Origin of the sequence: Ruegeria sp. HKCCA5929, assembly GCF_013034525.1 — a bacterium.
GTDB lineage: Bacteria > Pseudomonadota > Alphaproteobacteria > Rhodobacterales > Rhodobacteraceae > Ruegeria.
The window spans coordinates 19,868-35,850 of sequence record NZ_WQGE01000003.1; the positions used below are offsets into that span (position 1 = coordinate 19,868).

At 56.7% G+C, this 15,983-nt stretch carries 15 protein-coding genes and 1 pseudogene; 7 read left to right on the forward strand and 9 right to left on the reverse strand.

What is annotated here, in order from left to right; translation table 11 throughout:
- Positions 1-206: 206 nt before the first annotated feature.
- Complete coding sequence (locus tag GOV90_RS09025; protein ID WP_371732514.1) at positions 207-641, reverse strand: RidA family protein; 435 nt, start codon at positions 639-641, stop codon at positions 207-209.
- Between the two features lie 273 nt (positions 642-914).
- Here GOV90_RS09025 and GOV90_RS09030 point away from each other — a divergent pair, with 273 nt between their 5' ends.
- The 6 genes from GOV90_RS09030 (at position 915) to GOV90_RS09055 (ending at position 7,547) form a co-directional block, all read left to right on the forward strand.
- On the forward strand, positions 915-1,709 hold the full coding sequence (locus GOV90_RS09030) for a creatininase family protein (protein ID WP_171095393.1): 795 nt from the start codon (positions 915-917) through the stop codon (positions 1,707-1,709).
- Positions 1,706-2,956, forward strand: coding sequence for an amidohydrolase family protein (locus GOV90_RS09035; RefSeq protein ID WP_253284793.1), 1,251 nt, complete (start codon positions 1,706-1,708; stop codon positions 2,954-2,956). The genes GOV90_RS09030 and GOV90_RS09035 overlap by 4 nt, the downstream gene beginning before the upstream one ends.
- A complete protein-coding gene (locus GOV90_RS09040) occupies positions 2,953-4,359 on the forward strand; it encodes an FAD-binding oxidoreductase (RefSeq protein ID WP_171095395.1) in 1,407 nt (468 codons plus the stop codon). The genes GOV90_RS09035 and GOV90_RS09040 overlap by 4 nt, the downstream gene beginning before the upstream one ends.
- 9 nt (positions 4,360-4,368) lie before the next feature.
- Complete coding sequence (locus GOV90_RS09045; RefSeq protein ID WP_171095397.1) at positions 4,369-5,253, forward strand: TauD/TfdA family dioxygenase; 885 nt, start codon at positions 4,369-4,371, stop codon at positions 5,251-5,253.
- 88 nt (positions 5,254-5,341) lie between these two features.
- A complete protein-coding gene (locus tag GOV90_RS09050; protein ID WP_171095399.1) occupies positions 5,342-7,003 on the forward strand; it encodes an ABC transporter substrate-binding protein in 1,662 nt (553 codons plus the stop codon).
- Positions 7,004-7,067: 64 nt separating this feature from the next.
- Complete coding sequence (locus GOV90_RS09055) at positions 7,068-7,547, forward strand: DUF2165 family protein (protein WP_254441801.1); 480 nt, start codon at positions 7,068-7,070, stop codon at positions 7,545-7,547.
- A 155-nt stretch (positions 7,548-7,702) separates the two neighbouring features.
- Here the strand turns inward: GOV90_RS09055 and GOV90_RS09060 are convergent, their stop codons facing one another.
- The 6 genes and pseudogenes from GOV90_RS09060 to GOV90_RS09085 form a co-directional block, all read right to left on the reverse strand.
- The gene (locus GOV90_RS09060; RefSeq protein WP_171095402.1) at positions 7,703-8,719 is read right to left on the reverse strand and encodes a proline racemase family protein; all 1,017 of its coding nucleotides are present in this window, start codon (positions 8,717-8,719) and stop codon (positions 7,703-7,705) included.
- A 21-nt stretch (positions 8,720-8,740) separates the two neighbouring features.
- Entirely contained in the window at positions 8,741-9,187 is a 447-nt protein-coding gene (locus GOV90_RS09065; protein ID WP_171095404.1) for an SDR family oxidoreductase, read from the reverse strand.
- A complete protein-coding gene (locus tag GOV90_RS09070; RefSeq protein ID WP_171095406.1) occupies positions 9,184-10,008 on the reverse strand; it encodes a pyrroline-5-carboxylate reductase in 825 nt (274 codons plus the stop codon). Before GOV90_RS09070 ends, GOV90_RS09065 begins: the two co-directional genes overlap by 4 nt.
- Positions 10,009-10,015: 7 nt before the next feature.
- Positions 10,016-10,717, reverse strand: coding sequence for an SDR family oxidoreductase (locus GOV90_RS09075; RefSeq protein ID WP_171095408.1), 702 nt, complete (start codon positions 10,715-10,717; stop codon positions 10,016-10,018).
- Between the two features lie 20 nt (positions 10,718-10,737).
- A pseudogene (locus tag GOV90_RS21155) lies at positions 10,738-12,033 on the reverse strand (NAD(P)/FAD-dependent oxidoreductase).
- Between the two features lie 15 nt (positions 12,034-12,048).
- Positions 12,049-12,939, reverse strand: coding sequence for a dihydrodipicolinate synthase family protein (locus GOV90_RS09085; RefSeq protein WP_171095410.1), 891 nt, complete (start codon positions 12,937-12,939; stop codon positions 12,049-12,051).
- A gap of 411 nt (positions 12,940-13,350) precedes the next feature.
- Here GOV90_RS09085 and GOV90_RS09090 point away from each other — a divergent pair, with 411 nt between their 5' ends.
- Positions 13,351-14,073 (forward strand): GntR family transcriptional regulator, encoded by a 723-nt coding sequence (locus GOV90_RS09090; protein ID WP_171095411.1) that lies wholly within the window; start codon positions 13,351-13,353, stop codon positions 14,071-14,073.
- A gap of 61 nt (positions 14,074-14,134) precedes the next feature.
- Here the strand turns inward: GOV90_RS09090 and GOV90_RS09095 are convergent, their stop codons facing one another.
- Positions 14,135-15,265: a GTP-binding protein gene (locus GOV90_RS09095; protein WP_171095413.1), complete on the reverse strand. Its 1,131-nt coding sequence runs from the start codon at positions 15,263-15,265 to the stop codon at positions 14,135-14,137.
- A 140-nt stretch (positions 15,266-15,405) separates the two neighbouring features.
- Positions 15,406-15,933 (reverse strand): flavin reductase family protein, encoded by a 528-nt coding sequence (locus GOV90_RS09100; protein WP_171095415.1) that lies wholly within the window; start codon positions 15,931-15,933, stop codon positions 15,406-15,408.
- Between the last annotated feature and the right edge of the window lie 50 nt (positions 15,934-15,983).

Below are 15,983 nucleotides of genomic sequence, written 5' to 3' on the forward strand. Positions count from 1 at the left end.
GGATGAAGACGTTTTCAATTACGCTATGATCATTTGTCACGAAGTATTCCCCTAGCGATTCTCTGGCACCCTAACGCCTTTGGCTACCGCACTTAACAACACCAGCGACACCGAAGCCCGAAAAAGACATTTAAAACAGAAAGTGCAGATCACGACTGGCCCGTTTGTCGGCAGGGATAATGACACCACTGAATTTAACAGCTTCCCTACGGAGCGGCGGCAAGCACCTCGACTTCGACCTTGAACTCCGGCCTCGTAAAACCGCTGACTATCAACAGCGTCGAGCTTGGTAAGCGGCTGGTCGAAGCAATAAATTCATCCCGGGCGCGCATGTAGCCTGACATATGCGATCGGTCGGTTACAAAAGCTTTGATATGCGCGACATCCCCTGCACCCATACCCGCTGACCGCAGAATTTTTTCGATGTTTTGAAAACAGACAATCGCTTGCTCGTACGCGCCTTCCGGGACGCTTTCATCGGCGCGAATCCCCAATTGCCCTGAGGTTTGAACAAGCCTCCAATCGCGGGGGATTTCGACGCCATGCGCATAGCGCGCGAACGGAGGTGACATATCGTTTGGGTTTAACTCTTTCATTTTCCTGTACTCTTTTCTGAATTGTAATTTTTCTTGCGAGTTCAAACTTTCTTTGCAAGTCTTAGCGCACTTCTCTGGCACGGATAATCCAAGGGCCACGTATTCCAGTTTCGTCAAGGAGGGCGATATGGGCAAACGTGGTCATTTGCTGTGTGACGTGTACGCACTCTACTTCAATTTCGGTCCAATACCGGGGATCCTCCCGACTTGTCATAAATCAGGGCGGGCGAACGAAGTCACCCGGTTGATAAGCGAACACGGCCGACCACCATCCAGTCGTTTCTGCCGTTCATCGAGCCGCCTGTTTGGGAGGCCCGTATGAGCATCCAAGGCTATTGGACCAATCACAAAGCGCCGGATTTTCGCGATCTGCCAGATGATCTGGTTGCCGTTCTGCCAATCGGAGCCACAGAACAACACGGTCCCCATCTGCCAGTATCCGTTGACAGTGACCTGGTGGCCGCTGTGGTCGAGCGTACTTTGCCTCGGCTACATGCCGAACAGAACGTGCTGATCCTGCCCGGTTTGACCGTCACCAAAAGCGGCGAACATGATCGGCATCCCGGAACCCTCAGCCTGTCTGCGGATACTTTGCTGGCGGTGTTGCACGACATCGGGGCCTCGATCTCGCGGGCAGGTGTACAGCGGCTTGTTCTGTTCAACGGCCATGGGGGAAACACAGCCGTGTTGGAAACCGCCGCGCGTGATTTACGGATCGCGCATGAGATGATCGTTGTTACATGCTCGTGGTTCGGTTTTTCCGATTGGGAAAGCATCCTCGACCCCGATGCTGCCTCGGTCGACTTGCATGCCGGTGAGTCTGAGACCTCCTCTATGTTGGCAGCTAAACCGCATCTGGTGGATATGAGCCGGGCGCAGAACTTTGTTCCCGCCATCCGCACATGGGAAAAGCAATTCAACCATATTGGTCTGACGGGGCAAGCCGCGCGGCCGGGCTGGATCATTGATGACCTGCATCCGGATGGGGCTTGCGGGGATGCCTCTGCCGCGACTCTGGAAAAGGGGGAACGCCTCTTGGATACAGCCGCCGACAATTTCGCCCAATTTCTGGCCGAGTTCGCCCGGTTCGATCACCGGAGTGGCGCGACATGAACATGCTGAATGCAACAGATTCGTATGTTGTCGAGAACGTGCTTGTCCCTGTCTCGCTCCTCTTGGACCCGCATGGTTTTGGGGGCACGCAGATTTCGGATTGTTTGGCGGGCGATCTGATTATCCGGGGCGGACAAGCGGTTTGTTTGCGCCCCAACACCGCGCCTAGCCATCCATCAGGTTTGATCACCCCGCGCCTGACCGAATGCCATGTGCATCTGGATAAATGCCACACGATCTCAAGAATGGGCCGGATTGGCGGAGATCTAAATGCCGCCATGGACGCCCAGCGCCGCGACCGTATGTTTTGGACGGAAGACGACCTGCGTCAGCGGGCCGAACGGGGACTGCAAGAGTTGATGTCCTCGGGGTGCGGCATCGTTCGAAGTCATTTCGACTGGGCCGCTGATCCGGAAAGCACCTCGCCGCCTTTGGCATGGTCCGTGCTACAAGAGCTCGCGGTGGATTATCAGGATACAGTCCACCTACAAGTCGCTTCGCTGTTGAACACAACCGATTTGGCCGACCCGGCCAAGGCAAATGCAATAGGTCGCGAGATCGCCCGTGGCAATGGGGTGCTCGGGCTATTCGTTTTGAACCAACCGGATCGCCACGCCGCGATACAAGTTGCGGTTCAGCTGGCTGAAAAGCATGGCCTCGCATTGGATTTTCACGTTGATGAAGGGTTGCACCAAGGGCTGGACGGGCTGGAGATCATCGCAGACACCCTCATCGAGACCGGGTTTCAGGGCCCCGTGCTATGCGGTCACGCCTGCAGCCTGATCAACGTCGCGGGCGAGCCTTTGCAAGCGCTTTTAGGCAAGATCGCACGGGCCGGTCTGACCATAGCCAGCCTGCCAACGTCCAACCTGTATCTGCAGGGGCGCAGCACAGGCACACCAGACCGGCGTGGGATCACGCGGATCGGCGAGTTGCGCACCGCAGGTGTGCCGGTTGTCGTTGGCACCGACAACGTGCGCGACGCTTTTTGCCCCCTTGGACGCCATGACCCACGCAAAAGTCTGGAACTGGCAGCGCTTACGGCCCATCTGGACCCGCCATTTGGTGATTTACTGCCCATGATCACCACAAATGCGCAAACAGCGCTGGGTCTGTCACCAACCACCGTGGATGGGGCCGCAGTCGAAGACCTGCTGATCTTTGATGCCGCATCAACCTCGGACTGGCTGACCGGGACATCCGCACCCAAACCCTTGAAGCACGCTCTGACAGGAGAGATTGCATGACGTCGATTTCAGGAAAAAGCGATCTGGACTGGGTCGCGTTTACCGAACGCCTCGCGCCGGTCGAAGTGATCGACGAACCCGTTCTGGTCAAGAAACGGTCGCGCGATTTCTTCTGGTACAGCCCTATTCTGAATCAACAGCTCAAACGCAGTTTTGGCGATCTGGTCGCCCTGCCGAAAACCGTTGACGAGATGGCGCATTGCCTGAAAACTGCGTATGACGCAGATGCCCCCGTCGTGCTGCGTGGCGGCGGGACGGGCAATTACGGACAGGCCGTGCCGTTGCACGGTGGTCTGATCATCGAAACCACCCGGATGAACCACGTATTGGAAATCGGAGACGGCTTTGTCCGCGCCGAGGCAGGCGCGCTGATGGCGGATGTCAATGCAACACTGATGGCGCAAGGGTGGGAAATGGCCATGTTCCCGTCGACGCAGGATATCGCGACGATCGGCGGGTTTGTCGCGGGCGGTTCTGCGGGCATTGGCTCGATTGCGAACGGTGTTCTCAGAGAGCCCGGAAACATCCTGCAGCTCAAGGCTCTGTCCGTTGAAGAAAACCCCCAGGTGTATGTGTTCGAAGGTCAGGACGTTCTGCAAATCCACCACGCATGGGGCTTGAACGGGGTCATTACCGAAGTGACGCTGCGCACGGTCCCTCACCCGGATTGGATCGGGTGCATGGCGACGTTCGACAGCTACCAAGACTGCTACGCCGCCGGGTACGCGGTTGCGACCGACGATCAGATCGGATGTAAGCTGGCCAGCACTGTCGACGCGCGGATCGTGGAGTATTTCCCCCGGCTGAAAGGCCACGTCCGGCCTGATAAACACCTTCTTGTTTCGCTTGTACCCGCGACCGATATGGCCCGGTTTCGCGGCCTCATTGTGGATCAGGGCGGAAATCTTGATCTGGAATTGACCGAAGATGACCGGAAGGCAGCATCACTGCCCCATGTGTTCGAATTTGCCTATAACCACACCACTCTGCAGGTTCTGAAAGCGGACCGGTCAGCGACCTACCAACAAATCGGCGTACCGGATGCATCCGACGCGGGCGCGGTTGCAAAGGTTGGTGCAGCCTTGGGTGACGATGTCTGGCAGCATCACGAATTCTCGTTGCTGAACGGCGAGGTCGTCGCCTTTGATCTGCCAATCATCTGGTACTCCACCGAAGATCGCCTGCGAGAGATCGGTCGAATTTACGAAGAACACGGGCACGGCGTGTTTGACGCCCATAGTTTCCATGTGGAAAGCGGTGGTTTGAAAACCGCTGACTATCTGCACCTCGCCTGGAAAAAACGACTGGACCCAAAGGGTTTGCTGAACCCCGGCAAATCCCGCGCCTGGGATCTGGTCAAAGATCTGCCACCCGAAGAAATCGAAGCCAAAGCAACCGTGTAAGAGGTCGCCATGTCCGCATTTGAAACACGCCCCCTGAACCCGCATTTCGGAGTTGAAGTGACCGGGATCAATCTGACTGACGCAACCGACAGCCGGTTGTTCGGGCAAATACGCGCGCTATTCGAAGAACATTCAGCCCTTTTGTTCCGCGGACAGGACATCTCGGACGCGCAGCACAAGCAACTGGCCGAACTCTTCGGCCCCATCGAAGATCGCAAAGCTGACGAGCGAAAAAAGGGCGAAAAATTCGAGGTTCCAACCGTTTCCAACGTGCGCGACGACGGTTCGATCACCGAAGAAATGGACCTGCACACGCTGAACCTGAAATCGAATTTTCTGTGGCATTCCGACAGCACGTTTCTTCCCACACCGGCGCTGACGAACATCCTGATCAGCCGTGTCGCCACGACCGAGGGCGGTGCCACGGAACTGGCCAGCACCCGCGCAGCCTGGGCGAACATGCCCGAAGACATGAAGGTAAAGGTGCGCGGACGCGGCATCTGGCATCGCTACAGCCATTCGCGCCGCAAAATCTCGCCCGAACTGGCCGAATTGCCGATGTTCAACAAATGGCCGGACCAGCATTGGAACGCATTGTGGCGCAATCCGGTCAACGGGCGCGAGGCGCTTTATATCGCGTCACACGCCTTCAAACTGGATGGCTACGACGAAGCCGAAGGCCAGGCGATCATCGAAGATCTCATCGATTTCTGCACGCAACCGCAGTTTGTCTATTCCCACAACTGGCGGGTTGGCGACGTACTGATCTGGGATCAGCGTGCGGTGCTCCATCGCGGCACGCCCTGGCCCTACGAACAGCCGCGCGTGCTGTCGAGCATCTGCTCGACCGTCACGGAAGCCGACGCAATCGAAACCATGCGCAGATCACATTAGAACCCGGCAACCTGGCCGGGCACCACATGGCGAAACCACGCCGCACACACCGAGGGGTCCACCTCACGACCAACAGAGAGGAAAACACATGACTTTCAGAACCCGTACAGGGAAACCACTGCCGCAAGTGATCACCGATCAGGCCAGGAAGGTCGGCAACGATGCGGTGAACCGCCGTGAATTTCTGGCCATCGCCAGTTCATTCGGGGCAACAGCAGCCACAGCTTATGCGATGCTGGGTCTGCCCGCGCCCGCCCAGGCTGCCACTGAACCAAAACAAGGCGGTACGGTGCGTATTCAGATGGATGTACGCGGCCTGAAGGACCCGCGTACATTTGACTGGAACGAAATCGCGAATTTTGCCAAAGGCTGGCTGGAAAACCTTGTCGCATACGAAAACGATGGAACCTTTTCGCCCGCGCTGCTGGAGAGTTGGGAGATTTCGGATGATGCGCAAACCTATACTCTGAACGTTCGAAAAGGTGTGACCTGGAATAATGGCGACGAATTTACCGCCGACGATGTGGCGCGCAACATCACCGGTTGGTGCGACAAGTCGGTGGAAGGGAACTCCATGGCCGGGCGTTTCTCGGTTCTGGTCGATCCGGAAACAGAGCGCGCGCTGGAAGGTGCTATCGAAGTTGTCGACACTCACACGGTTCAGCTGAACCTGCCGCGCCCGGACATTTCGCTGATCGCCGGCATGGCAGATTATCCAGCGGCCATCGTGCATCCGACGCATGACGCGGAAAATATGCTGGGTAACCCGATTGGGACCGGTGCTTACTTGCCGGAAAGCCTTGAGGTTGGCGTAAAAGGCGTTCTGGTCCGCAATGACGACCACACCTGGTGGAATGCCGGCAACGGCGCCTGGCTCGACCGCATCGAGTTCATCGACTTCGGAACCGACCCATCGGCCCACCTTGCGGCGGCGGATGCCGGCGAGATCGACATGGTCTATATCTCGGAAGGCGAGTTCATTGACATCCTGACCGGGCTGGACGGCTGGGTTGAAAACGAGGTCGTCACCATGGCGACTATCGTTATCCGCCCCAACCAACAGGCCGAAGTTGACGGCGTGCAGCCTTATGCCGACAAACGTGTCCGTCAGGCTATTTCAATGGCAGTGGATAACGCCGTTCTGCTTGAACTTGGGTATGGCGGAAGAGGAGCTGTTGCCGCCAACCACCATGTCGGCCCTGCACATCCGGAATATGCCGATATCGGTATGCCAACCTATGATCCTGCCCGAGCACTTGAATTGATCAAAGAAGCCGGAATGGAAGACTATGAGCACGAGCTGCTGTCAATCGACGATGCGTGGCGCAAAGACACCACGGACGCCGTTGCTGCTCAACTCAGAGACGCCGGTATCAAGGTCAAGCGCACGGTTCTGCCGGGATCGACGTTCTGGAATGACTGGGCAAAGTACCCGTTCAGCTCAACCAACTGGAACCACCGTCCGCTGGGCGTCCAAATCTGGGCGCTGGCCTATCGGTCAGGTGAGCCATGGAACGAGTTCGGCTGGTCCAATCCGGACTTCGACGCAATCCTCGAACAAGCGCTTGCGACGCCAGACGTTGAGAAACGTCGCGAATTGATGGCGCAGGGCGAACAGATTGTCCGCGAAGACGGTGTCACGATCCAACCGTATTGGCGGTCGCTTTATAACCACACGCGCGAAGGGCTTGGCGGTGCAGCTCAGCATATTTCCTTGGAAATACGCCCGGCCCAAATGTACTGGAGCTAAAACGCGACGGGGTGGCACAGACCACCCCGTCACATTGGCGGAGTAGGTTATTTTGTTAGAAATAATGGTCCTCGTTGCGCAATCCGCAGCAGTATTTTTCCTTGCGGCTTGGTTGAGCACTGGGTTCGTCGAGAACGTTTTGCATCCGGACCTCAACGAAACGTTCACCGCGCAAGTGCTTAGCATGGAGCGGATGCAAGAAGAGTACCCCGAGGCGTATGAGGTCGTCGCCCATCGCAGCATCGAAAACCCCGCTATTCAAAAGATTCTGTTCAAACTGATTGTTTGCTGGGAGGGCCTCGCGACGCTTACGCTTTGGATCGGAGTCGCTTCGCTGATCCTCGCCACCATAGGTGTGATTGAACCAGCCAACGCCAGAGCAATCGGGGTGCTGGGGGTTTTGTTGTTCACCGCCACCTGGGCTGGCTTTTTGATCGTAGGAAACTGGTTCTGTTATTGGTTTTGCCACGAAGGCGCGCAGAATACGCACTACCAGATGACGCTATGGGGTCTGGCAACGATAGTGCTCTTGATTGTCTTTTGAATCGTCACACTTGGTTTCACCCGCAAGCCAATTGCCACTAATGTCGCGATTATCCGCTGGGTCCAAACGCTGCCAAGGTTGTACGCCATGCAAAATGCGCGGTCATGATCGTGCAGGGCTGAAATCTGGACGCGCTGTTTAAGCGGCCTCAATCGCTAACCACCCCAGGTGTCTGACAGTCTGAAACCATTTGGAAACGGGTCGCTTGGATCCAATCCGATCTGGCTGATCCCATAGATCCAACATTGCCCGGAAACACGGTTTTGGGTGGCTTGATAGGGCCCCACTTTGGTGAGGCTCAACAGCTCGGTTGTGAACTCTCCGCCGATAATCGAACGTGACACGACCCTGTCGCCGGGCAAGGCCAACCCCGTTGCGTGGCGCACTGCCATGTTGGCATTCGATCCGGTGCCACAAGGCGATCTGTCCGCGCGGCCCGGACGCAGTGTTGTGCAGGTTCGCACAGCGCCATCAGGATCTGTCGACCGGAACATGACATAGGCCAAACCGTTCAGGGCCGACGTGGTCGGGTGCGGAGCGTCCTCGATTTCGGCAATCAGATTGCGCAGGGCAACGCCCTGCGTTGCAAGCGCGCGGGCGTTGTCCGGCGTAATCGACAACCCGACCTGATCCACATCGACCAGTGCATAGAAGACACCGCCGAAACACAGATCATAGCGGATTGTTCCCCAATCGGGCGTTTGAATTTCAACGTCCTTCTTGGCCACAAAAGCGGGCGGCATATCCAGCGAAACCCGCGTTACCTTCCCGTCTTCACATGTGGCCCGTGCCCGTACAAGGCCCGCCGCTGTGTCCAGCGTGATAACGGTTTCGGGGCCGGTTATCGGGATCATCCCAGTTTCCAACAGAGCCGTCACAGCGCACATGGCGTTCGAACCTGACATCGCGTGCGCCTGATCCGGCTGCAGCACAATGAACCCAATATCTGCCTGCGGATCGCAAGCTGGAACCAACAGGCAAAAAGATCCTGCCGGGGCAGAACGAGGTTCCGAACAAAGCAGCTGGCGCAAGCTGTCATCGACCTTGTTCAGATGGTCCAGCTTGTCAGCCATTGTTGCGCCGGGGATGTCCAGCACTCCTCCTGTAACCACCCGGCCAATTTCACCGGCACAATGCACATCGACTGTTTGCAGCGTTCTGGACCAGCGCATGGTTTCTCCCTTCTCGTTACTTCAGGCCACCGCCTGAGCACCCGTGATTTCCACCACCGACCCACACAGATATTGCGCCTCGTCCGATGCCAGGAAGGCAACAAGCGCGGCGATCTCATCGGGCTCGCCAATCCGACCAAACGGCACCAGCGCATTCAGGTCATCAAGACTTCGGCCCGAACGCGCCAGATTGCTTTCCAACATCGGTGTCCGAACCTCGCCCGGGGCCACACCATTCACCCGAATGTTGTCAGGCGCATAGTCGCGGGCCAGATTCTGGGTAAAGGCCACAAGCGCAATAGCCCCCTGCCCGAGATCGGTCGCCAGAGCGTCAGCACCGGCTGCATTGCTGTTATAGTGCAGCAGAACACGCGCGCCTTCAGCCGCCAATTCGCGTGCGATGGCCTGGCCAATCGACCCGGTAGCCCCCGTCAGCAGAACGGTTTTTCCGTGCAGATGACGCGTCATTTGACGCCTCCACCAGATGTTTTGCGGGCATCAGACAACCGCTGCAAAACGCTGTCGAGCCCCGCCTTTAATGCGTCGGGACCACGGGCATCTGCAAAGACTTCGAACAATTGCGCGTTCAACCCAGCCGGGGTGGAGTGTTCAACCCGCAGCGTTTCATAAGGCTTGTCACGATCTTCCATCATCGTGTGCGCCAGCCCAGAAAAAACGCCGCTCAGATAGCGCTGCGCGTCCACCCGCCCAATCCCATTGGATTGCATCCAGTCCGCGGCTGCACCCAGCACGCCAAAATACGTGCCCATCAGCGCGCTGGCTGCAGCAAAGGCATCGAACTCCTCTACCGTTTTGGCACTGACCACTGTGCCCAACGCACCAAACAGATCCTCACCCAACGGGTCATGCGGAAACAGGACCGTGACACCGCGATGGTGGGCGACCGATGGCAGAGGGATTGATCGAAACAGGCGCACGTGCGTGCCAATCCAGCCTTGCAAAACTTCATGGGTCAGCGTGGCGATCAGGCTGCACACTTGTTGTCCTTCGGAAAACGTCAGCGGAGACAGCACTGAACGGGCATCTTGCGGACGGACGGCCAGAAACACCAGATCAGAGCAATCAACAACCGCCTGAGCGGACGCGTGAACCTGCACCCGCGCGCTGCTGGCGGCCAGACGCGCGGACACTTCTTGGTTGCGTTTGGTTACGTGAACCTCTGCTATTTCCAGATCGGTCGCCAAAAGGCCGGTCACAACCGCCTCGGTGATCACTCCGGTTCCGACAAATCCCAAACGCAACTGTCGGGCTGGCTTTTCGACCTGCATGATCCGCTCACATATGCCGGGTGACGCCACCATCGACGCGCAAGGATTGGCCGGTGATATAGCTGCTGTCGTCGCTCAGCAGGAAGGCAGCCGCCTTCGCTTGTTCTTCGGCCCTTGCCAACCGGCCCAGCGCGGACATTTCCGCAAATTTATGCGGCAGATCCAGACTGTCGGTGAATCCCGGCAACAAACAGTTCATGCGAATATTCGCCGGGCCATAGCGATCTGAAAACTGTTTGGTAAAACTGGATACACCCACACGATAAACACTTGAGGTCGGAAAGGTCAGCGACGGTTCGAAGGCTGAAAATGTGGTGATATTGACGATTGAGCCACCACCCTGCGCCTCCATCACCGGGGCCAGAAGCTTGGCCATGCGTATAACGGGTTTCAGAACCATCTCATGCGCGCGGTCCCAGTCTTCTTCGGGAATATCCAGCAAATCACCCTTTGGCGGACCCCCCACATGGATCAGGCAGGCATCAATACGTCCGTAAGTGGCCATGGCCAGATCGAAGGCGGCCTGTGTATCGGCGGCATTCTCTGCCTTGCCTCGATGCGCGACGCCGCCCAGTTCCTGCGCCAGTAACTCGCAGGAGTCCGAAGGCGACATCAGCGCCAATTGGTACCCCCGCGCGTGCATCTCGCGTGCCGTTGCGGCACCCATCCCGCGTCCACCACCAATAACTAAACATGTTTTCTCGGCCATGATCCGCTCCTGTTTCAGTGTCAAAATCGATCTATCCGATAGGGGTTCAAATCGATATCGGGCAATTCACCCGAAATAAGTTGTCCCATCAGCTTAGCGGTTGTCGCCGCATAGGTCAGGCCCAGATGGCCATGACCTGTGGCATAATAAACCCCGGAAACCTTGGCCGACGCAGACATCACCGGCACCGTGTCCGGGAAGGCAGGGCGATGGCCCATCCATTCGCTGGAATTGTCGATCCTGAGGTTCGGCAGAGCCTTGCGGGCACGTCCGACCGTGATCTTTGAACGCCGCCAATTCGGGGCAGCGTCCAGACCGGCCATTTCAACCGTGCCGCCCACCCGGATACCGCCAGCAGTGGGTGACACCATGAATGCCATGGCAGGCCAGATGATCGAATGATCCAAACGGATGCCCGGCGCGTTGATCTGGGTGTGATAACCGCGCTCAGTCTCAAGCGGGATGGGCTCATCCAGCTTCTTTGACAACCGAGCCGTAAAGGCTCCGGCGGCAAGAACGACCTGATCCGCTTTTATCTGGCGCCCATCTTCTAGCCGCACGCTGGTGAGCCGCTCGGCTCGCTCAAAACCGGACACCTTGCCGCGTTGAACCTGACCACCCCGGCTCACTAACGCCTCAACCAGACGGGTTACAAAGGCATAAGGATCGCGCACCGTTCGGTTATCGGGCAGCAGTACCGCCTTTTGAATGACCGGAGAGATTTCGGGCTCCAGATCGTGCAGAGCATCCCGGTTCAGCATCTCTTAGCCAAATCCATGGCGGTCCAGCATATCCAGCCGCTCCTGATCTGCAATGAACTCGGCCTCACTTGCATAAAGCGACAGGCAGCCTGTTGTGCTCAGATCACCGGCCAAGCCCAGCTCGGCCATCAGGTTCTCGGTATCGGCCAAGGAACGCTGGCACAGGGCCGCGCCTTGTGCTTCCAGTTGGCGCAGTTTCGATGGCCGCCCGGCCCAGAAAAACCGGGCAAACCAGGGAATCAAATGCGGTGCGTATCTCGGAGAAACACGTATCGGACCTTCGGGATGCAGAAGCCAGCCGGGCGTCTGCCGCCAGACTGACGGGCGCGAGACAGGCATAAACTCCGTCACTGCAATCGAGGCCATGTTGCCGTAAGACGCCCCGCGACCCGGCGTATCGGCGTCGATCAGCGTCACCTGACCACCGCGTTTTTGCAGCTCATACGCTATGGCAGAGCCTATGATACCTGCTCCAACAACAACGCTGTGTTTAGACTGATCCGATTGCACCTGGCGCCACCCTCCGCAGACTGAGTGATGACCTGTCAGAGCCATCACTCAGAGATGCGATTACATCGCCAGAATGGGTTGCATGGCCTCAGAAAACTCGGCTTTTTCCGCCTCGGTCAACGGGCCCAGCGGCGCGCGGCATTCACCCACATCCAGTCCCTGCAACTCAGCCCCAAATTTGATCTTCTGCACGAACTTTCCGCTCTCAAGAATGTTCATGGCCCGATACAGCTTTTTCATGAGGTCTTTGGCAGCCACCAACTCACCCGCCTTGTAAAGCCGGTCCAGCTCGCAGCAGGCCCTGGCCATGCAATTCGACGGCCCGCAGATCCAGCTGTCAGCCCCCCAGAACATGAAGTCCAACGCGATGTCGTCAGACCCCGAAACCAACTGAATTTTGCCCTCATAACGTGACGCGATGTCGATCGCGCGCTGCAAAACACCCGAACTTTCCTTGATGCCAATCACGCGCGGATTGTCGGCAAAATGGTCCATCAGATCAAATGAGATGTCGGCACCATCCTTGAGCGGATAGCTATAGAGCACGATGTTCACATCGACCTCGGCCAGAACCGTTTCGTAATGCTTGATCAATTCGTCCTGCGTGGGGCGCGTATAAAACGGAGGCGCGAGCAGAACGTTGTCATACCCGATCTCTTTCGCCATTGCTGTCTGTTGGATCACTTCGCGGGTAGCCGGGGCATTGGTGCCTGCGATCAAGATCTCATCGTCCTTGGCGAAATCCTTGACGAATTTCAGCACCTGACGGCGCTCATCGGTGGACTGGCTGAAATATTCCCCGGTCGAACCGTTCGGGACCCAACCGGTCACACCCGCGTCGCGAAAATGGGTCAGCAGGTTTTCAAAAGCAGTGAAATTGATTTGGTCATCCGCACCGAAAGGAGTGACCAATGCAGGCATGACACCCGAAAGTTTGACGTTAAAGCTCATTTACGGTCCTCTTTTCCTCGCATCGCAAATCCCCCTGCCGCCCAACAGTGGGGAAGAACCACCGTCAAAACGCGCAACCGATACTGGCGCTCTTTTCAGAGCGGGAACACGGCAACAGCAGTCGACCGGGGACTTGATTCCTTTGTGGTTCCTTTCCGTGATTTCGCATATTGTCGATTATATGTCGACAAGATTCACACGCGCGAAACCAACCAAATGGAGCTACGGAACGGCACAGGTACAACTTGGTGTTTGTGTTACTGGCCTCCTGCATAAAACCGCGCCACGATACGGTGCCTCAGACAGCAAGCTACCGTTTGTCAGCCGATGCCTTGTCAACATCCTGCCTAAATGCTTGTTGTTGATACAAACCTCTTCTCGGGTCTTCGCTTCACTGTGGGAAAAATGGAAATGAGCAGAAAACAGATGGAAACGAAGAAACGCGCCAAGGGCGGAGGGTCAAAATTCGTCTACGAGACCCTCAAACACGAGATTCTGTCCCTGGCGTTGAAACCAGGAACGCCACTCGATGAAACCGGCCTGTCGGAACGGTTTGCCATGTCGCGCTCGCCCGTACGCGAAGCGCTTGTCCGTTTATCCGCCGAAGGGCTGGTGGTCATGCTTTCGAACCGCTCGACCCTTGTCGCGCCGATCAACTTGACCGAGTTTCCCCGTTATGTCGAAGCTTTGGATTTCCTGCAGCGGATCAACACAAGGCTTGCCGCGCAAAACAGATCCGACAGCGAGATAGAACTGATGAAGAAGGAAGCAGAGGCGTTTGACCAAGCCTGTGTTGCAAACGACTATCTCGCAATGTCCGCCAGCAATCGCGACTTTCACATGACCATCGCCCAGGCAGGTAAAAACCCGTATTTGGCGCGCGCCTATGGCCAGCTTTTGGACGAAGGCCGCCGTATCCTTCATATGCACTTCGACTATATTCAATCTTCAGCCACCGACACCCTATTGGGGTCAGAACACGAGGACATGATCACAGCGATCCGGGACCGTGACATCGCGCGCGCGGACCATTTGGCCCATGAACATACGCGACAATTTCACAAACGGTTCGTTGACTTCCTAAGTGCGCAATACAACGAAGACTTTGATTTCGCTGTGTCGACTTTGACCTAGAAACCTAGGCGAAATCAGCATGTCGTTCTATTGACCGCGCCAGTCCGCACAGGTCAGCGTTTCAATCACTGCCCCGCGCGGCTTGAACAGACATCGCGTCGGCGTGCTCAGGTTTGCGAAGCAAATCAAGGCTTCGCTGTATCTCGGGTTTGCTCAGGTTGCGGCCAATCAACACGATACGTGTCCGCCGGTCATTGCCGGTCCAGTTCTTCAACGGAACTGGCGGGTCAAAGATGTGCTGGACACCGTGAAACGCAAACGGCGTCTCGATCCCTTCGAGAAACAAAATACCTTTCACGCGCAGGATGTCGTAACCCTTGTAGGCGATCAAAGTGTCAAACCACTTGTCAAAAACCGCGTCATCCAACGCCTCGTCCAGAACAATCGAAACGGATGAGATATCAGTGTCATGGCGACTAAACTCGGATGTCGTCACAGGTTTTGAGACGGACGTTGCCATCAACCCTGAAAGGTTGCCCAGTGGATCGTTGACCACCTTCGGTGTCGTCCAGGAAATAGCCTCGTGTTGATGCGCGTCCTCGCGCATGCTCGTCAGGTTCCAAAGCTTTTTCAATGCGAATTCATGATCTGACCGGCGAAGAATGTCGGCCGTCGGATTCAGATCGCGCAGTCTGTCAGTCACGGCTTTCGCTGAAGCTTTGGAAACAAGGTCTGTTTTGCTCAGCACGATCAGATCGGCCATCGCGACCTGCGACACGGCCTCGAATTGGGCATCCAGTGTCGCGGGTCCGTTCACCGCATCCACCACCGTAACGACACCATCCATGCGTGTATTGCGCGCAAGAAATGAATCCACCAGCAGCGTCTGAAGGATCGGTCCCGGATCTGCCAGCCCTGTGGTTTCAATCACCACCCTGTCAAAGCTGAGCATACCTTCATCCCGCCGCGCGAGCAGTTTGACAAAAGTGTCCGACAGATCACCACGGATGGAACAACACAAACAACCCGACGACATCAGCATGACATCGCCGTTCACCGTTTCGATCAGGTCATGGTCCAGCCCTGCTTCACCAAACTCATTCACAATGACCGCAATGCGCCCCGAAGATGAATCCGAAAGCACCTGGTTCAGCAACGTTGTTTTCCCTGCCCCCAGAAAACCCGTAAGCAACGTCACGGGAACGCGTAGGTCGTCAGTTTGCTCTGGCTGAGTTTGGGAGGCATGGGTCATAAACATCGCAAGCTCTGTTTTGTAATAACATTACATCACTAAAGCGATTCAATTGTGCTGTCCAGTAAGGCACAGACCAAGTTGCTCAAGCGGCCCGGGAAAGGAACGGACATGCCAAAGACCAACGCCTTTGGTCCTCCTCACTGATCGGTCACCGGACGATCAAGCGCGCCGAAGGTGCTATGGAAATAAAACAGTGAACCGGTACTCTCGTTTTGCCGGATATTCACCACGCGACCAATCATGAGCCTTTGATTGCCACAGGGGTGCACGTCTTCAACAGCGCATTCCATGCACACCGAGAAATCCGGCAGGATCGGAAGCCCTTGCGTGCCAGCCTGCCATTCCAGATCCCTGAACTTGTCGTCGCTGCGACCAGCAAAATGCGCGGCAATCTCTTTTTGTTCGTCGCGCAGAATATGAACCGCATAAAACCGTGCGCGCGCAAAGCTGTCGAAGCTGCGCGATTTGGGGCCGATCGTCCAAAGCACCATCGGCGGCGACAGTGCAGCCGAGGTAAAGCTGTTTGACGTCAGCCCAATTGGCCGCCCCTCAACATCCAAAGCGGTGACAATCGCGACACCTGTGGGAAAGTGACCGCAAGCTTGGCGGAACGCCGTTTCGTCCACGGATTCGTGTTCCGAAGCCGTTGTTTTTGGGGTGCTCATAACTGTGCAACCTTGCGTGAGACAGAGCCACGCGCGCAACATTGCGTGGC

Excerpts from the sequence above, each read along its gene's own strand:
- GOV90_RS09030 (WP_171095393.1), top strand. The coding sequence starts at position 915 with ATGAGCATCCAAGGCTATTGGACCAATCACAAAGCGCCGGATTTTCGC.
- GOV90_RS09035 (WP_253284793.1), top strand. The coding sequence starts at position 1,706 with ATGAACATGCTGAATGCAACAGATTCGTATGTTGTCGAGAACGTGCTT.
- GOV90_RS09040 (WP_171095395.1), top strand. The coding sequence starts at position 2,953 with ATGACGTCGATTTCAGGAAAAAGCGATCTGGACTGGGTCGCGTTTACC.
- GOV90_RS09045 (WP_171095397.1), top strand. The coding sequence starts at position 4,369 with ATGTCCGCATTTGAAACACGCCCCCTGAACCCGCATTTCGGAGTTGAA.
- GOV90_RS09050 (WP_171095399.1), top strand. The coding sequence starts at position 5,342 with ATGACTTTCAGAACCCGTACAGGGAAACCACTGCCGCAAGTGATCACC.
- GOV90_RS09055 (WP_254441801.1), top strand. The coding sequence starts at position 7,068 with ATGGTCCTCGTTGCGCAATCCGCAGCAGTATTTTTCCTTGCGGCTTGG.
- GOV90_RS09060 (WP_171095402.1), bottom strand. The coding sequence starts at position 8,719 with ATGCGCTGGTCCAGAACGCTGCAAACAGTCGATGTGCATTGTGCCGGT.
- GOV90_RS09065 (WP_171095404.1), bottom strand. The coding sequence starts at position 9,187 with ATGACGCGTCATCTGCACGGAAAAACCGTTCTGCTGACGGGGGCTACC.
- GOV90_RS09070 (WP_171095406.1), bottom strand. The coding sequence starts at position 10,008 with ATGCAGGTCGAAAAGCCAGCCCGACAGTTGCGTTTGGGATTTGTCGGA.
- GOV90_RS09075 (WP_171095408.1), bottom strand. The coding sequence starts at position 10,717 with ATGGCCGAGAAAACATGTTTAGTTATTGGTGGTGGACGCGGGATGGGT.
- GOV90_RS09085 (WP_171095410.1), bottom strand. The coding sequence starts at position 12,939 with ATGAGCTTTAACGTCAAACTTTCGGGTGTCATGCCTGCATTGGTCACT.
- GOV90_RS09090 (WP_171095411.1), top strand. The coding sequence starts at position 13,351 with ATGAGCAGAAAACAGATGGAAACGAAGAAACGCGCCAAGGGCGGAGGG.
- GOV90_RS09095 (WP_171095413.1), bottom strand. The coding sequence starts at position 15,265 with ATGACCCATGCCTCCCAAACTCAGCCAGAGCAAACTGACGACCTACGC.
- GOV90_RS09100 (WP_171095415.1), bottom strand. The coding sequence starts at position 15,933 with ATGAGCACCCCAAAAACAACGGCTTCGGAACACGAATCCGTGGACGAA.